Raw genomic sequence first — 17,601 nt, 5'->3', positions numbered from 1 at the left:
GGTGCCCGGCACGGGTTTTGCCCCACTTGTTTTCGGTTCGGCGATCACTTGAAGGATGCGTGTTTTTTAGCTGGGGATCTGAATGGAAACGTTGATCGAAAGGCTGTGGCACCATACTTCCAGGGATGATGTCGTCCAATTGCTGACGACTGATTCACGCAACGGCTTGGATCGGTTTGAGATTGATCGGAGGCAGCAGCATTTCGGCGCCAACGCGATTCCCCTGCGCCGCGGTCCGGGTCCGTTGATTCGTTTCCTGATGCAGTTTCATCAGCCTCTGCTGTACATCCTGTTGTCTGCCGCGGCGATCACTGCATTCTTGGACGAGTGGGTGGATGCGTCGGTCATTTTTGGTGTCGTGCTTGTCAATGCCGTGATCGGTTACCTGCAGGAATCGAAGGCTGCCAAGGCCTTGGAAGCGCTGGCCAAGACGACACTCACCGAAGCACGAGTGGTGCGGGCCGGCGAGACCCGCGATGTGCCTTCGACGGAATTGGTCCCGGGCGACATCGTGTTGCTGCAGTCGGGCGATAAGGTTCCGGCGGACTTGCGTTTATTGAAGTCTCGTGACTTGCAAATCGACGAGTCGGCGCTGACGGGCGAGTCGGTGCCGGTGGCCAAGAACGCCGGTGAGTTACCGTTGGATACGGCCCTCGCCGAACGCTGCAACATGGGGTATGCATCGACGCTGGTGACGTACGGCCAGGGACGTGGCGTTGTCGTCGCGATTGGAGCGAAGACCGAAGTCGGACGCATTTCCGAGCTGATGACGCTGGCCGATGTGCTGGAAACGCCATTGACGCGCAAGATTGCCAAGTTCAGTCGCGTGTTGCTGATCGTGATCCTGATGTTAGCGGCCGTCACGTTCGCCGTGGGGGTGTGGCGCGGCCAGGCGATGTTTGAGATGTTCATGGCGGCGGTTGCGCTGGCGGTGGGAGCCATTCCGGAAGGCTTGCCGGCGGCCGTGACGATCACCTTGGCGATCGGCGTCGCCCGCATGGCCCGCCGACGCGCGATCATTCGCAAGCTTCCGGCGGTGGAAACTCTTGGTGGCACAACGGTCATCTGCTCCGATAAGACCGGCACGCTGACCGTGAATCAAATGACAGTGCGTCGATTCTGGGCAGGCGGTCAATCATACGACGTGTCCGGGACAGGGTACGAGCCGCGCGGCGAGATCGAATCCGACGGACCAGATGACTCGACGCTGGCGGAAAACGCCGCGGCAAACCAGTGTCTGCTGGCCGGGCTGTTGTGCAACGACTCGGCGTTGGAACAGGCGGAGTCTCGCTGGGAAGTGCGGGGCGATCCGACCGAGGGAGCTTTGATCGCGTTGGCCGGAAAAGCCGGATTGGATGCCCGACGAACGCTCGAGCGGTCGCCGCGTTTGGATGTCATTCCGTTCGAATCACAACACCAATACATGGCGACGCTGCACGATCTGAACGCCGATCAAACCAGGTCGCTGTACGTGAAGGGAGGCGTCGAAGTCGTGTTGGGAAAATGCAACGCGGCGCTGAACAAGTCAGGTGAAACGGTTCCGCTTGACATGGACGCCGTTCATCGACACGTCGAAGCAATGGCCGCTGAAGGTTTGCGTGTCTTGGCGTTTGCCGGCAAGCCATTTCCGACGACGACCCAGGACATCACGCATGCGGATGTCGGCGACCTGGTTTTCTACGGTTTGCAAGGAATGATTGATCCGCCTCGCCCCGAAGCGGTCGCTGCAATCAAGGCCTGTCAGACTGCGGGCATTCGGGTGAAGATGATCACGGGAGATCATGCCAAGACGGCCCAGGCGATCGCGCAGCACATCGGGCTAGACGGGGTCCAGGCCGGCCAAACACACGTGCCCCTGGTCAAGACGGCTCAGGACCTTGCTGACACGACCGACCAGCAGTTGATCGAAATTGCCGACGAAGTGGCGGTGTTTGCACGTGCGACGCCGGAATTGAAGCTTCGGCTCGTTCGCGCGTTGCAGGCCAAGGGCCACATCGTCGCGATGACCGGCGATGGCGTGAATGACGCGCCCGCGCTCAAGCAGGCCGACATCGGGGTTGCGATGGGGATCGGCGGCACGGAAGTCGCCAAGGAAGCTGCCGACATGGTGTTGACGGACGACAACTTCGCGTCGATCGAAGCGGCTGTGGAGGAAGGCCGCAGCGTTTTCGACAATCTCACAAAGTTTATCGTTTGGACTCTGCCGACGAACATGGGCGAGGGGCTCGTGATTCTAGCCGCGATCTTCGTCGGAGTGACGCTACCAATCCTGCCGGTTCAGATCTTGTGGATCAACATGACGACCGCAGTCTTGTTGGGATTGATGCTTGCGTTTGAGCCGAAGGAAGGTGACATCATGCGGCGGCCTCCGCGCGAGCCGCGGAGGTCGATCCTGACAGGGGAATTGATCGGTCGAATCTTGCTGGTTTCTTGCGTCATGCTGGTGGGCGCGTTCGGTTCTTTTGAGTGGGCGATTGGACAAGGCTACAGTGATAGGGTCGCTCGCACGGTTTCGGTGAACGTGTTCGTGATGGTGGAGTTGTTTTACCTGTTCAATTGCCGTTCGCTGACGAAATCGATGTTCGAGCTGGGAGTGCTGTCGAATCGCTGGATCGGCCTCGGCGTGGTCAGCATGGTTGTGCTGCAGCTTGCCTATGCCTACCTGCCAATCATGAATCGCATCTTCCACAGCGCTCCGCTTGGTTGGGATGCGTGGTGGCGAATCCTGCTGACCGGGTTTGCCACCTACATCATCGTGGGATTCGAGAAATGGGTGCGCCGCAAACGGATGGCTAAAACCCTCACCACTTAGACGGTCTTCGCAGACCGGGTACATTGGTAGCTTGGAGGGCGGGTTACCTCAGCTTTTGGGAACGCTCGGCTGTCGGCGGTTTGCCGGAGGAGGTGGCGGCAAAGAGCTCTGTTACCAAGGTGGTTGCTACGCCGGCGACGTGATCGTCACGAAGATTGAATGGTGACAATGGAAGTGTCCCTCTTCAATCATTCGTGTTGCTTGTTTCCCGAAACAGCGGGCTGTCGATGACGGCTGCCATTGTTTCCAGGATTTTGTAATCGTGTTCGGCTGATCGCTCGACGATGGCTTCGATCTCGGTAAAGTTCTCCGGTTCGATGCCGTTGGCATAGGTGAGCAGCTTGGTCACGAAGCACCGGACGAACCGTATTCGGTTGGCATCGTTATGCATGAGCGTGCGAAATTCGGTGATGTCTTTGTATCGAGCGCCGCTAAGGAAACTCGCCGATGCGTCGATCGGAATTTCTGCGGTGGAGATGTTACTGCGTCGTGTCTTCCTTGGCTCGTGGCCTTCTTCAGTCGTTGCGATCGGCTGGGACACGTCAATGTAATGGTCACGCCACGCACCGATCGGATCAAAGTTCTCGAACGCATAGCCATACGGATCGATGTTTTGGTGGCATGCGGCGCAGGTTGCTTCGGTTTGGTGTGCCTGTAAGACTTCGCGGATCGTTTTTGCGGCCCGAACGTCCGGTTCTTTGATTTCAACATCTGCCGGCGGCGGTGCAGGATGGATGCCCATAAAGTTCTCCATCACAAACACAGCGCGGTGGATCGGCGAAGTGCTGAGGGTATCTGCGGTGAGCGTTAGGAACGCGCCCATGCCCAGGAAACCGCCCCGTCTGCCGTCTTCAAAAACAAACTTCCGAAGCTCCGAGTCACTTGGGACATCGTCGAGCCCGTACACCCGTGCCAAGTCTGCGTTGACAAAGGAATAATCAGCCGTCAGCAACTCCGGAACGGGGCGATTGGTCTCCACCGCGTGTCGGAAGAACGCTAAGACTTCATGGACCATGTCCTCGCTGATGTTTTTCTTCTCATAGAACGGATAGCGATCGACGTCCGGTGCCATGAAGTTGATGCGGTCAAGCTGCAGCCACGAATAGGGATAGACGCTGAGGAACTCGTCTGCTCTTCCGGAGTCAATCCGATGGATCAGCTCGGTTCGCACCGAATCGAAATCCGACAGCTTTCCGTTTTCAACTTGAGTGATCAGGTCAGGATCGGGAGTCGTGCTGCCAAGGAGATAAGAGAATTTGGTGGCGAAGCGGGATTCCGCGTCGGAGTCTTCTGGGTTGATCAGCAAGAACGAGGGCGAGACAAGGATCGCGACGATCCCTTCCTTGATCGCTTCCACATCACCGAGAGTGTTGGCTTGTGTTTGGACCATCTTGACGATTGGGGTGAGTTCGTCGTCCGTCACCGCGCGTCGCCAAGCGCGCTGAGCGATCGGCTTCAAAATCGCCGCCGCGTTTTCCGCTGATGGCGATTGACCTAGCAAAGCGATTTGACGTTGCGGCGGCCACGATTCAAAAGATGGCCCCTCGATGGTCACGGATTCAATCGCCGGGCGAGGGCCTTGCCAGTACGGCACCCAGTGAACCCAATGCGACGGCGCGTCGCTGCGAAACTTCGCTTTGGGGACTTCGTCTCGCAGCACGCGCTGGTAAAGTTCGGGATCGTTTGCCTTGATGAAGTCATGGGCGATACGATTTTGGAACTTGAAGTTTCCGTTTCCAATCAAACGAAGCCCGTCGGTGTGGTGTGAAAACTCGAGACGAGTTCCTTCAGCGAGCCACACTGACACTTGAAACGTTTGCGTCTTGCCGTCCGTCATTTCGTAATCAAGTTCGCGATTGCCCAGGTGCAAACGCAGCGTGAGCGGGTCTCCATCGTAGATCCCGGTGCGATCTTGAGAGTAAACATGACGATCAACGCCTGTGGCGCGAAACGAAATGCGATAAGTGCCGGACGCGGGCGCTGCAACGAAGTTTTCGCAAAACGTTCGCTGCCTGGGGTCACGAAGTTCCACGCCGTGCTCGCCGCGAATCGTCACATCCGCTCGTTTGCTTTGATTGCGATCCACGGCAAACAACGCTTCTGCCGTGGCTTCGTAGCGCCGTGACTCCGGCTTGGGGCCAGTGAAAATGACGTTGTCCAAGACGTTGCGGATCGCCATGACGTACTGATCGAGATGGTACTCGCTCATCCCCAGTGTCTCGCCGTGTGTGTCAAAGCCATCGTGAAGCGTATCGCCAAGCAACATCGCCAGCGGATCGTGCGTTCCGACGTGATCAAGCAAAAGGACATCCCGAACGCTGTTTTCAAACTCTCGATTGTTCAGTCGGCGTGGTGGCGTGTGGGTCGGATGTTCGGTGCGTTCGTCATACCGTGTGATCTCACGGCGCAGAAAGTCTGACAACCGTTTCGATTCCTGTTTGGTCATCCGATTGTGTTTTGCCGGCGGCATCTCTCCCAAGCTGACTCGATCCAGGCTGCTGATCCAGTAGTCGCTGCTGTCGGAATCCGGCATTGTGCCCAAGTCGTCTAAGTTGAAGTCACCTTTGGGCTGGTCACCGGAGTGACATTTTGCGCAGTGTTCTTTGAGCAGCGTGAGGTCCGCACGGGCACGCGATGGCAAGAGAGCACAGAGAAGCAGGATGGCAAGGATTCTGCGACAGTGTTTCATTGGATCTTGATGGATTCGGAAGCGGTCGTCGAATTTCGTGAGCCGTGACGCGTGAGCCGTGACGCCTGAGCGGCCGTGCCGACTCCGTTGCCCGAGGCCTTGCGGCCGAAGGATCGCGTCATTGACTCCTTGCTATCCCAAGTAGTCTTCAAAAGTGAACGCCCCGGTGCTTTGATTGAATTGGTCGTACTCCAATCCGAACCGTTGCAACAAAGTGACGAAGAGATTGCACAACGGCATGTTGTCTCCGCTGGCGTCACGTGTATCGACATGGCCGCAGTGCTTGAATCCACCGCCGGCGACCAAAATCGGTAGGTTGCGGTTGGAGTGCGTTCCGCCGTAACCCATCCCACTGCCGAACAAGACCACCGTGTGATCCAGCATGCTGCCTTCGGCATGGGGTTCCGGGATCTCGTCCAATTTCTTCAGGCAACGCGACAACTGGGCGACTTGAAATGCTTCAATTGCAACCAACTCAGAAACCGTGTCTTCATTTTTTCCGTTGTGGGTGCAGGCGTGGTAACCGCGTGTGACCCCTTTTACGTCGGTGTATTTCAATTCGGGTGAAAACCCGATGGTGGCCACGCGCGTCAGATCTGTTTGGAACGCGTAGGCGACCATGTCGAAGACTGCGTTGTAGCGACTTTCGATGGTGATTTCGGTACCGTTGAAGTACCCCGAGAGATCGAATTCAGGCTTGTCCTTGTCGACCCATTGTTGCCGACCGACGAGATTCGATTCCAGCTCTCGCAAGGAGTTCGCATACAAGTCCAGTCGCACTTGATCGTTCTTGGAGGCTCGTTTTCGAACACCGGCAAATTGGTCGCGAACCGCATCCAGTACGCTGCCATTTCGTTGCAACAGTTCTTTCCGCTCAAGCCGTTGTTCAGTTGTCAGGTTCATGAACAGGTGGTCGTACATCCGCTTGGCATCCGTGAATGGCTTGATGTCCACTCCGTTTGCATTCCAGCTCATTCGGATCGAGCGTTCCAAGCACGCGTGGACCGAATCGAATCTCGTCTGGCCACCTGTCCGCCGAGCTACCACCTGATCGATCGACATGTTCTTTTCGGGGAACGCACCACTCGTTTCGGGCAATACCCCGCTGAGAAACGCCACCTCACGTCCGTGACCACTCTTCATGTTGTGGTCGGTATGCGAAAGCACGCTGATTCGGTCGCGGAGCCATTGCAGGGAACGAAGCGTCTTGGGGAAACGGAAATCTTTGCCGAACTCGGCGGGGAAAAAATGTTCCGGGTGGGCTCCAAAGGGATTTGCCACCACCAGCAATCGGGTCGGGGCGGTCTCCGTCGATTGTTCGGCGGAGGCTACCGATTCCAGTGTCGGCAACGTCAACGCACCGCCGAAGGCCTGAAAAAGTAATCGACGATCGAACATAAGAGTTTTTTTAGTGGAAGGCGTTGGGGAATGGGGGAGCCGTTTGCGCGGTGACTTCTATTCTAGCGGGTCTCATCGTCGAAATGATGCACAAATCACAGCTGGGCTAACAGGTTTGGGGCGTGATGCGCATCAAGCGGTTGCCCTGAGAATGGGGACGACGGCCTTGACGAGTGTCCGTCCCAGCGCCGCATGGTGGTCTACGTCGAGATGCACACCATCGATTGCGCTCGCGGTCGTGACGCTTGCGGAGTCAACGAACGCGCAGCCAAGACTTTCAGCGACGTGCTCGTAGGCCTCTGTCATGCCTTTGTATTTTTCGTGAGCGTCTTCAGATTTGGATGCGACCGCTAGCGATAGTCGAACTGAACGGTGGCGGAGGTTTCTGTATTGCAGACAGCTCGTATCCAGCAAGCTGAAAACCCCTCAGGAAACTCATGCCGCACAGACACGCCGGCAGGCACTTCGAAGCTGCGGTGGTTCACCCAGCGGTCGTTGCCGTCGAGATCAATCTGAAAGGTCATGCGGACGGGGTTCGCTCCGTCGTGAGAAATCGTGACGGTCTTTCGGTCGTAGCCTTTCATCAGGTAGGGATCCGATGGGATTCCTGGTTGGACTTGTGTCCGCAGCCAGGGACCGCCGTGTCCGACGGGTTTGCCGAGTTTCCAAAGATCGTCGATTCCGCCGAACCAGAGGCCGGCTTTCTGTTTCTCGTCGCGGAAGACATGACCATCGGCGGCCGCGTCCGGTCGGACACCGCACAGGACCAACAAACCGTTCCACGAGCAGAAGTCGGTGATCTGTTTTGAGTGACTCGACACGGGCCGCATCAGATTCCACGCGGGTGGCGCACCGTTAGTGACCAGCGGGACTTCGTAGAATGTGCCATGGATGTTAGCGAGATGACGCTCGGATTCGACTTCTCGCGACGCGCGTGGCCAACCCGAGGCGAAGGGATTGTCGAAGGCGGCGTCGCCTTTGGGCAATCGCAGTCGTTTGCCGCGGTGGTTCAAGATGACCGATGCGTCGTCGACCGAGAACTCCGGTTCGACGTGCAGAAGCCTTGCGAGTTGTGGATCGGGCTTGTCGGCTTCGAACACAAAGTCCGCTTTGGTGAAATCGAAATTGCGGCCGTCACCGGTGATGACTCGCAGGTTTCGATTTCGTTTCGCCGGGTAGACGATGCCGGCCAACGCGTCCTCGCCGACATCGGCAAGGCCGGCGAAGAGCGCCCTGTTCTCTGCGGCATTGCCGTCGATGAATTGGTCGGCTGTCTGGTGCAGGATGGCTGTTGCCACGCAGTCGCGATCGGTGACCAAACGCAACCACTCCGCATTCAAGTCATTGGGCAGTGCTTTGGCAATGGAGTCACCGACAGCCAACTCGATCGTTTCCAGGTCGGTCCAAGAATGATTGCCGTTTTTGTCAACCTGTAGTGTCACGCGAACCGGAGTGCCGGTTGTCGATTTTGGAGCCTCGCGTTGATTCGGCGTCTGGACCGACGCTCTGCCGACAGGCGAAACAGAGTCGGCCGATCCGCCGTCGACTTCGATAAATGCGAGATGCGGCGTTCCAAACGCACCCTTGGAATGCTCAAACGAGTTGCCCGGTATCGAGACTTTTCCGGCCGGGAAGTCACGGACATAAAGAGGGTCGTGCACCGCTTTTCCCCAGGTCAATGTCAGATCGGTTCGACTCCAATCGGGCGACAATGTCGATTCACCGCGACCATCGACGGCCAGGTAAACCTTTGCGGGTTTGGTGAGGACGAACTCAAATCCGGCCGCGGGCTTTCGCCAATCGCCACGAGGAATGCTGACGCGGGGGACGCTCGCGAGCGACTCGGGCAACGCCGTGATCGGCAGTTGATCGGTGGTCCGCAACGTCTGTTCGGCAACTGGCTGGATTCGTCCGATCGCAAGGTGCAAGATGCGACGATCGAAACCGGCAATGAGGAACGGGGCCGATGGCGTGTCGGCAGCCACCTCATCTTCGACCCACGGTCCGCCATATCCGCTGGCGGGCCCCCACGTTTTGAGATCGTCGTAGGTTCCAAACCAAAGATTGCTTTGTGGTTGTCCGGCGAGCGGATTGCCTTGGATGCTGGTTTCATCGGTCGCCAACACCAGCTTGCCGTTCCACTCACAGAAGTCCGGCACATATCGCAAATGGCTGCCGATCGGTCGGATGCCTGCCGAGTTGGATCTGCAGAATGTCTTGGGGAACTCAAAGAACATCCCATGCATGTCCATCATCCAGCGGCCCTCGGTGATTTCTCGAATGCGCAGCCATTCGGTATACCATCCGTGCTCGGCATCGTTGCAGTAGGCGGCCTTGGGCAGCAGGTAAGTGTGCCAGGTCCCATTATCGAGGACTTTCAATCGAACGCTGCGGCGGTCCCAGCCCATGGTCCAAATCGGATCGTTGCCGTCACTGCCGCCGGTGATTCCCTTGGGGCCGGTCACCTCGGTGTATTGTCTTCGTTCAACGATCTTCCAGTTCGTGCCGTCGAATTCTGCCAACACGCCTCGTTCCTCCGGCGTTTTCGCCTCGCCGCCCACCAAAACGTCCTTGTAGTCGCCGACATGCAACTCTCCATTGTTGGAAATGACAAGTCGTCCCTGCGATGTGTAGCCTCCTTTGCCGTGCCAACCGGGAACAGGCTTTTTGAACAATCGATTCACTGCGAGCGTGTGGACGTCGGCTTCCCAAATGGAGCCTTCCATGTCGACGTAGTAAACCATGTTCTCCGGATCGACCAGGTGACGCGCGATTGCGGTGACACGGATGGGCATGTCCTTCGGCTGAATCGTCCGCACCTTTCCATTTTCGTCGATCAAGTGATGAGCGATCAAAAGTTGATTCGATTCGGCATGGATCATCCGTCCTGCCGGCGTCCCGCCCACGCTTTCCGGATGAATCGTCATTGGCTTGGATAAGTCCGGGTCAACCGAGAACAACTTGTGTTCGCTGCCGCGGGGCATGTGTGGTGCGTAATTCACCATCCACAATTTCCCTGCCCAGGGCACGACGGCACCGATGCCGCATTCGTTGTGTCCTTGTTTGTCGTGCGCGCCGTTCTGACTGTAGACGCCATACGTCGTCAGATGGGGATAGATGCCACTGATGTGGATGTCTGTGCGAGCGGGCTTCGACGGAGCGGTGGGGGGTTTGGCGTTGCTGTTGTCCGTCGGTTCTTGTTCTGCAGGGCCGGCAGCGACCAGGTCTGACTTGTCATTTGTGATCGCGTTCCGCTGTTGAACGAGCGTCTTTTTTAACTCGTCGAGCGTCTCACGATACTTGGGGTTGCCGGCGAGATTGTGTTGCTCGGCCGCGTCCGACTGCAGGTCATACAGTTCCGGGAACACCTTGCCCGAAATTCCGTCCGCGTGCGTCTCGACGTACTTCCACCGCGCATTGCGGACTGCCCATAGCGGCTGGCTGCCTAACTGGGGCGTTGGTGCTTCGTAGAGAAAACTGTTGCGCCAGTCATGCACCGATTGCCCTGCGACGATGGGCAGTAAGCTGCGCCCATGCAGCGACTTAGGAGCGGTCAAGCCGGCCAAGTCGTAGATCGTCGCCGTCAGGTCGATATTCAGCACGAGTTCATCGCAGACTTTGGCCGATGTCTTTGGTCCAGCGATCGCCATCGGAACGCGCATGGACTCTTCATAAGGCAGGACTTTGCTGGTCAAGCCGTGCTCGCCGAGAAACCAGCCGTTGTCGCCCATGAAGATGTACCAGGTGTTTTCGTCGAGCCCACGACGATCGATTTCGCTCATCAGTCGGCCGACTGCCGCTTCCATTTGCTCGACACTCGCGTAGTAGTCGCGGGCATGCTTGCGAATCGCGTCAGGATCTTCGTAGCCGTACTTGATCGCCTGTGTGCGATTGCGAGACGTCTTGAGGTATTCGGGTTTTCCCGCAAGGTCATCGTCCCATGTTTCGGGCAACGGCATTTGGTCGGCATCGTACTTGGCAAGGTACTCCTGCTTGGCCGGCCAAGTGTGATTTCCGTCCATATGAGGCACTTGGGTGCACATCCACAGCACAAAGGGGCGTCCTGAGTCGAGCGATTGATCGATGAAACGGATTGCCTGGTCGGCTGCGACATCATCGACGAACCCCGGCATCACTTTCTGTTGACCATCGACCGTGAATTGGCGGTCGTACCAGCTGCCGTTTCCCCAACACGTCGACGCAAAGTCGAACCCGCATGCTTCGGGACTCGTCTTGAGATGCCATTTGCCGGTGACGCCGGTCGTATAGCCCGCTTTCCGAAGTGCCTGCGCGAACGTCGTTTCTCCCTCATTGAGCGGGACATTGCCGTAGGCTGTTACACCATTGACGCTGCCGTATCTCCCAGTCAAGCAAGCCGCTCGGCTGGGAGAACAGATCGACAAGGTGACGAAGGCATTGGAAAACCGAGTGCCACGTTCGGTGATTCGGTCGAGGTTCGGTGTCCGAATTCGTGCGTTACTGGTCGCGCCGTAACTATCCCAGCGGTGATCGTCGGTCAAAATAAAGACAATATTGGGTCGGGCTGTCTCTTGAAGACGATCGGCAGCCGAGCCAGTCGAAGCCGCCGATTCGGATGGGTTCGCTTCTGCTACGCCCGACAATGTCGCGAAAACAAAGCAGCCGGCGAGCGAGAGTGCCCACAGCACGCCGCGTTTGTGGTTGCGGAATCCAAGGATGTTTTGCGTCATTTAAAAGGAAACTCAAGAGAATTGTCTGTTGGGATGCACTTACAGTGCCCGCCCGTGGGTCCTTGGACAGTCGTGACGTAATTTTTACAAAAGAATGTCGGCGGTGTCCAAAGTGTCGGCTGCCGGCACTGTAACTTTGTCTGGATCCGCCTGACGAATGGAGCAAAGCCCATGAATGACGATGATCGAGCCGAACAATTCATCCAGTTACTCGCCCAGCACGAGCGACGTCTGGCGGCGTATGTGATCACCTTCGTCCCTCGATCCGCCGATGCGGACGATATTCTTCAGGAGACCAAGTTGGCACTTTGGCGTTCCTTCGATCAGTTTGAGATCGGAACCAATTTTGGAGCATGGGCTCGACAGGCTGCGCTGCATCGAATCTTTGACTTCCGCAGACGAAAAGGGCGCGAGAGCAAACATCTGGTTTTCTCAGATGCCTGTTTGGAACAGCTTGCCGATGCCTTCGAGCAAGACGTCCACAACAGAGAAACTCAAATGGAACGGTTGTCGGGCTGTGTGGCCAAGCTGTCGCCGAATCACCGCCAAATCCTATCGCTTCGTTATGGTGAAGAGCTGCCGGTGCAGGACGTTGCCGATCGGATCGATCGCACCGTGACAGCGACGTACCGCGTGCTGAGCCGAATACGGTTGGCATTGCGCGATTGCGTTTGTGGGACGGGTGACAACGTCATGCCAGCGTCGGAGCCAACGCCATGAACGACGATGAACGAGAGCAGCTTGCCCTGTGGGTGGAAAAGCAACTAGACGGTTCGCTCGCCGCGGAAGAGTTTGATCAGCTTCAGCAATTACTGATGACACAGCCGGAGGCGCGCGAGTTGTATCTCGATTTGATGCATCAGAATGCCCATCTGCAACTTGAGCGAGTCCATCTTTCTGCATTCGGGATGGGATCGGCCGTCTCGGTGGATGAATCACCAGCGCCGCGTGCAGGCCTGGAACGACGTCACGTATGGCTGATCGGAATGATTGCGTTGGCCACAAGCCTTTTGCTGATGGTGTGGTGGAACATGCCGTCAAGCAAGCCTGTTCGCACCAGTCCGATCCTCGCGCAGATGATCGACTCGTCCGATGCAGAGTGGGGAGATTGCACGCTACCGACAGCGATTGGTTCCGACTTGAGCAGTGGACGCCTGAAAATCGAACGCGGTCTGGCGACCATCCGATTCGCTTCCGGAGCCGAAGTGACTTTGGAATCGCCTGCTGAATTAGAAATTCAAACCTCGCTGCGGGGGCGGCTGCTGGCGGGAACCGCCGTGGTAGATGTTCCCGAATCTGCTCATGGATTCACTCTTTCCACACCGACGGCTGTGGCGATTGACCACGGAACCGCGTTCGCGGTAACGATTGATCGTTCGTCCCAGGCGTCATCGATTGAAGTCCTCGACGGGGAGGTGGAAGTGCAGCACGTTGGCTCAGACGCCTCTCGCCGTCTGACGCAAAAACAACGTGTGATCGCTTCGGCAGACGGGCTTAGCGAATCAGGGGTGCACCGCGGCGAGGCTGAGTTGGCAGGATCGGAAGGTCCGGTGTCTGCGCTCGCGAAGCTGCAGCGGATTACAACAGCTGACCGTCGCGGTCGTGACGGATGGATCATCCGCGGCCGATCCGACGAAGTTCCGCCGAACAGTCGCGCCGAACTTGTGCTCATCAAGAATCCACATGACGGCTTCGAGCGATTCAGCCGCAAGGGTTACTTCGCGTTTGATCTCGGATCGATCCGGGGCGAATCGATCACCACGGCCAGGTTTGTGCTCACGCTCAGACCCAGTGGGCTGGGCTTCGCAAGCAAAGTCGGTGATTGCGAGTTCGTGGTCTACGGGTTGACAGACGAGTCTGCTGACGACTGGTCGGAAGAGCAGTTGAATTGGCAGACAGCTCCCGCCAACGTCGACGGCGCCGCCGAAGTCGATGAGAGTCGCACACGTGAGCTCGGGCGTTTTACCGTCGGGCGGGGCCGACAGCACGGTCAGGGTTGGATCGAAGGGGAGGAGCTTGTCGACTTTTTGAAGGCGGACACCAACGGAGTTGTCACGCTGATTGTCGCCCGTGCAACGAAAGAAAATGCACCGGGTGGATTGGTTCACGGCTTCGCCAATCGGTCGAACTCCGTTGCCGCTCCCCCGGCATTGCTGATCGGAACCGATCCGCCATGATCGTCCGCTGGCCTGGAGAGATCGCCGCAGGAGCGGTCGGCGATCCGAAGGTCGCCATCGATCGTATGAACATCAATCGCATGAAAACGCTGCTAGAACCACAACTCGCTCAACTGACCTGACTCAAGTTCGTTTGCGTAGCTGAGGTAGTAGTTGCGATTCGGTGCGTTGTATTCCCTTGCTGCCAAGCCGCGGAGCGCCTCGATTTTTACTTTGCGGGCGAGCTTGCGGTCGGCATCGTCCAACCATTTGACGTGGTCGGCCAATTCCAATGCCCATTGGTAGTCTTGCTTCGTCAGGGCGGATTGCATTTGCTCGGTCAGCTTTTGGGTTCCCCCGGCCAGTTCGGACATCTTTTGCGCTTTCAGTTTCGGCTCGAGCGGATTGAGTGTCGTTGGATTGCCGTCGTACCAACCCAGCAATCCGGAATAGATGGCCCGTACCGCATGCGGAACCGATCCGTAGAACTGAATCAAATACGGTTTGTCTTTGAGATGCTCCGGGAGTTTGACTTCATGGGCGAGTTGGTCGGGGCCTTTTCCCGCGTTGATGCCACGCACCGTTTGATCGTATACGCTGCGAATCGCTTCGCTGTAATCTTTCAGCGCCGTCGTCGCGGCCTGCTGTCCTTTGATCGGCATCGTGTGGCCGGGCACGACAGCGTGCGGTTTCAGCGCGGCCATTTTCCCGACGCTTTCGGACCAATCCAGGACGTCGCGATAGGCCGTGCCTCGAATCGCATACAGGTTTGGAAAGGAGCTGTAGAAATTGTCGCCCGCAAACAGCACCTTCTCCTTCGGGAGCCAGATGAACATCGCGTCGTCTGTTTCCCCCGGGCTGATGTGGATTTCGATCTCGACACCCGCGATCGTCGTCTTGAGTCCGTCGTTGGGGACGGTGACCGTTGGGGGAAGAAACCCTTCACCGCGGTCGTTGTCCTTGGTGCCCGCCGGCGCAACACCGCGGTTGGTGCTCTCGGCCGGCGAAAGCTTCCGGCCGAACTGACGCACATTGCGTGCTAGTTTGATCGGGTCGACCGCTTTGTTGACGCCTTCGGCGGAACCAAAACGCTCCGTGGCGTAGATGTCCGGTTGCTGATCGCCGACAAAGGCACTGGCTCCACCAATGTGGTCGCCATGGCTGTGGGTATAGAGGATCGCCTTGACCGGCTTGTCGCTGTATTGCCGAAACGCTTCCGCCGCGTCGGTAGCACTCGCCGGGCCGAAGAGGGTATCGATGATGATGACGCCGTCCGTCCCGACGATCATCGATGTGTTCGCTCCGTGGAAACCCACAGCGGTGAAAACGTTGTCCGCGACTTGGACCACTCCCTTCTCGAACTGTTGCTGCTGGGCATTGAGCATCCGCAACGCCGTTTCGGGTTCGACCTGGGTTTGTGCCCTTGCCGTTCCGGCGGTCAACGCCACGATGCAAAGTAGGCCGAGTGCTCGCGAGTTGGTGCCGAGGCGGATTGGGAGACTGTTTCTGGTCATGGGATTAGTCCTTTGCAATGTGGTTCGTTAAGTTGTTCTGCATGGTTTGCAGAACGTTTTGCGTCGCGTCCAGTTCCGACTTTGAGATTCCCTTCAGGGCAGTTTTTCGCAGGTCGTCCAGCAAGGGGAGGACCTTTTGCAAACTCTGCTCACCTCGGCGAGTCAGGTTGATCATCACGATGCGGCCGTCTTCGCTCGATGCATTCCGTTGGACAAATTGACGCTCGACAAGCCGATCCAATTGTCGTTTCACGGTCGTCGGGTCGCGAATCATCAGCGATGCCAGCTCGTTCATGCTCAGCGGCTGGCCGGCATCGGACAACGTGATCAACGTTTGCGTTTCCTCGGGCGAGAATGGCCAGTCGGCTTTTTTCAGCACCGCCGCCATCCCGATTCGAATCAGATATGCGACACGCCCGATTGCGAATCCGGGCGAGGATTCGGAATCAAAGTGCATTTCCGTCTCCGGAAGCAGTTTGAATCGAAGCGGGCGTCGTCTCCGTGAGGCTATGGGGCCCCGCAAAGATCGGGCGGTACCAGTCAAAGTAGCAGTAAATCAGGAGGACGCAGGCTGCGAAATCGGGAAGCCCGATCACGAGATACTGATGGGCAAAGAATGTCACATACAGCAGGATATTGAAGGCATACGGCAGCGACATCAGGACGGCGAGGGGGGCAGTCCGCGGGAAAAACATCAGCAAGCCGGCAACAGCCTTAAACAAGCCAACCCAAAAGATCAGGTAACCCGTTTTCTCGAGTGCGATCATGAACTGACCGACGTCATCTGGTGAATCGCTGACCGGATAGCCGTTGACGGCAAACCCCATCGTCATGATCCCCGTTCCGAAGAGAAAAAGTGCAAAAAGGAGCCGGACGACCAACGCGAGGCGCGGCAATCGAACGCGGCGTGTTTCCGGTGCGGTCATGTCGGTTTTGTGCATGTGTGTGAGGGCTGGCTCGCCTGCAGCGTGCCGTCTCGGTGAGGTAGTGAGTAGCTGTATGGTACAGGTAAGTGTCGCGGAGTCAATAGCTGCGGTGCAATTTTGGGCTCGCCCGAAGCGACCGATGGAAGCATTTCGCCGTGATTCCCAATCAGATTCTCCCGCTAGAAGACGCAGCCAGGCATCGTTTTCACTCCTTGGAATGAAACCGGGATACAATGTCGTCAACCGATTGACCACTGAGAGGTGACCCGTGAAGCATCTATCCATCGTGTTTGTGGCCTTGGCGACATCGTTTGTCGCCTGCAACCAAGCTGAACTGTTGGCCCAGTCCAGCAAGAACAACGTCCCGCTGTCTTCGGCGTCAGCGGACAGGTGGCAGATTCGCTGGGATCGATCAGATGACTTCAACGGCGATGGTGTGGATTGGCGAAAGTGGAACCGGTCGCCGGAGAACTTCGGTGCCTGGGTTTGGGACAACGAGAGCAATGTCGCGGTATCCAGCGGCATCCTTCAAATCACAATGCGACGACTGCCGGCTCCGGTCGTGAAGGGAGGCAGGGCTCCGACGCCGTACACGTCCGGCATGTTGAAGTCGCATGTGACGGGGACCTATGGCTACTACGAGGCGCGACTCAAAGGCGCTCCACTGTTTCCCGGCGTGTGTCCATCGTTTTGGCTGTACAGCAAAATTGACGATTCGATCGTGGCTGAAGGCGAGACGCGTTACAGCGAGGTGGACATTGTCGAGCTCACACAGCGAGGCGATCGAGTCGAAGGCAACGAACGCATCGCCGATTGCAACTTGCACGCGATCTTGTCCAACGGCAAACCGGGGATGCCTGGCCGCCATTGGCAGCGTCCCAATGACGAACGATTCAAGGCAGAGCAAGCCAACGAAGTGCGACTTCCGTTTGATCCGCGAGACGATTTTCATACCTATGGTTGCGAGATCACTCCGGAGACGATCACGTGGTTCATCGACGGCAAAGCGATCGGACAGAAACAAAATCGTCACTGGCACCGCGAAATGAACGTGGCCCTGTCCCTCGGACTTCGCCCACCCTATTCGACGTATACCATCAAAGGATTTGTTCCCTCCGAAGTGGAGGTGACCGACGAGTTTCCCACCACTATGGAAGTCGACTACGTCCGCGTCTGGGAGCGGGTGAAGTAGCTCTCGGTTGGATACGCTAAGCGTAACGCTGTGAAGTATTGTTTAGCGGTATTGGGCGTGAGCCCTTCGGTGTTTCGGTAACGATGAGGAACCGGAGGGCTTGCGCCCTGCCGCTAACACCTTTTAATAAGCGGGGAATAGATGCTTTACAGCGTAGCCCTCAACGGCTGGGTGGAGCGGTGAGCAGGCATCATCGATACGGGGC

At 57.4% G+C, this 17,601-nt stretch carries 10 protein-coding genes; 4 read left to right on the top strand and 6 right to left on the bottom strand.

Annotated features, from left to right (window positions below):
* Window positions 1–82: 82 nt before the first annotated feature.
* The gene (locus TBK1r_RS19860) at window positions 83–2,812 is read left to right on the top strand and encodes a cation-transporting P-type ATPase (protein WP_145214485.1); all 2,730 of its coding nucleotides are present in this window, start codon (window positions 83–85) and stop codon (window positions 2,810–2,812) included.
* 184 nt (window positions 2,813–2,996) lie between these two features.
* Here the strand turns inward: TBK1r_RS19860 and TBK1r_RS19855 are convergent, their stop codons facing one another.
* From TBK1r_RS19855 to TBK1r_RS19845, 3 genes are all read right to left on the bottom strand, one after another.
* Window positions 2,997–5,501 (bottom strand): DUF1588 domain-containing protein, encoded by a 2,505-nt coding sequence (locus TBK1r_RS19855; protein ID WP_145214483.1) that lies wholly within the window; start codon window positions 5,499–5,501, stop codon window positions 2,997–2,999.
* 132 nt (window positions 5,502–5,633) lie between these two features.
* A complete protein-coding gene (locus tag TBK1r_RS19850; RefSeq protein WP_145214480.1) occupies window positions 5,634–6,899 on the bottom strand; it encodes a DUF1552 domain-containing protein in 1,266 nt (421 codons plus the stop codon).
* Window positions 6,900–7,249: 350 nt separating this feature from the next.
* Complete coding sequence (locus TBK1r_RS19845) at window positions 7,250–11,608, bottom strand: sulfatase-like hydrolase/transferase (protein WP_145214477.1); 4,359 nt, start codon at window positions 11,606–11,608, stop codon at window positions 7,250–7,252.
* Between the two features lie 171 nt (window positions 11,609–11,779).
* Between TBK1r_RS19845 and TBK1r_RS19840 the strand changes: the two genes are divergently transcribed.
* Window positions 11,780–12,328 carry a sigma-70 family RNA polymerase sigma factor gene (locus TBK1r_RS19840; RefSeq protein WP_145214473.1) on the top strand — a complete coding sequence of 183 codons (549 nt, stop codon included), beginning with the start codon at window positions 11,780–11,782 and terminating at the stop codon, window positions 12,326–12,328.
* A complete protein-coding gene (locus tag TBK1r_RS19835) occupies window positions 12,325–13,785 on the top strand; it encodes a FecR domain-containing protein (RefSeq protein WP_145214470.1) in 1,461 nt (486 codons plus the stop codon). The genes TBK1r_RS19840 and TBK1r_RS19835 overlap by 4 nt, the downstream gene beginning before the upstream one ends.
* Before the next feature lie 92 nt (window positions 13,786–13,877).
* On the opposite strand, the gene TBK1r_RS19830 is transcribed toward TBK1r_RS19835, so the two are convergent.
* From TBK1r_RS19830 to TBK1r_RS19820, 3 genes are all read right to left on the bottom strand, one after another.
* A complete protein-coding gene (locus TBK1r_RS19830; protein ID WP_419581577.1) occupies window positions 13,878–15,149 on the bottom strand; it encodes an alkyl sulfatase dimerization domain-containing protein in 1,272 nt (423 codons plus the stop codon).
* 133 nt (window positions 15,150–15,282) lie between these two features.
* On the bottom strand, window positions 15,283–15,735 hold the full coding sequence (locus TBK1r_RS19825) for a MarR family winged helix-turn-helix transcriptional regulator (RefSeq protein WP_145214464.1): 453 nt from the start codon (window positions 15,733–15,735) through the stop codon (window positions 15,283–15,285).
* Entirely contained in the window at window positions 15,725–16,204 is a 480-nt protein-coding gene (locus TBK1r_RS19820) for a hypothetical protein (RefSeq protein WP_145222855.1), read from the bottom strand. Before TBK1r_RS19820 ends, TBK1r_RS19825 begins: the two co-directional genes overlap by 11 nt.
* A gap of 268 nt (window positions 16,205–16,472) precedes the next feature.
* Here TBK1r_RS19820 and TBK1r_RS19815 point away from each other — a divergent pair, with 268 nt between their 5' ends.
* Window positions 16,473–17,396 (top strand): family 16 glycosylhydrolase, encoded by a 924-nt coding sequence (locus TBK1r_RS19815; protein ID WP_419580177.1) that lies wholly within the window; start codon window positions 16,473–16,475, stop codon window positions 17,394–17,396.
* The last annotated feature ends 205 nt before the right edge of the window (window positions 17,397–17,601 follow it).

The sequence above is a fragment of the Stieleria magnilauensis genome, from assembly GCA_007753675.1.
GTDB lineage: Bacteria > Planctomycetota > Planctomycetia > Pirellulales > Pirellulaceae > Stieleria > Stieleria magnilauensis.
The sequence above is the reverse complement of the archived record's forward strand: the minus strand, read 5'-3'. Positions and strand labels throughout refer to the sequence as shown.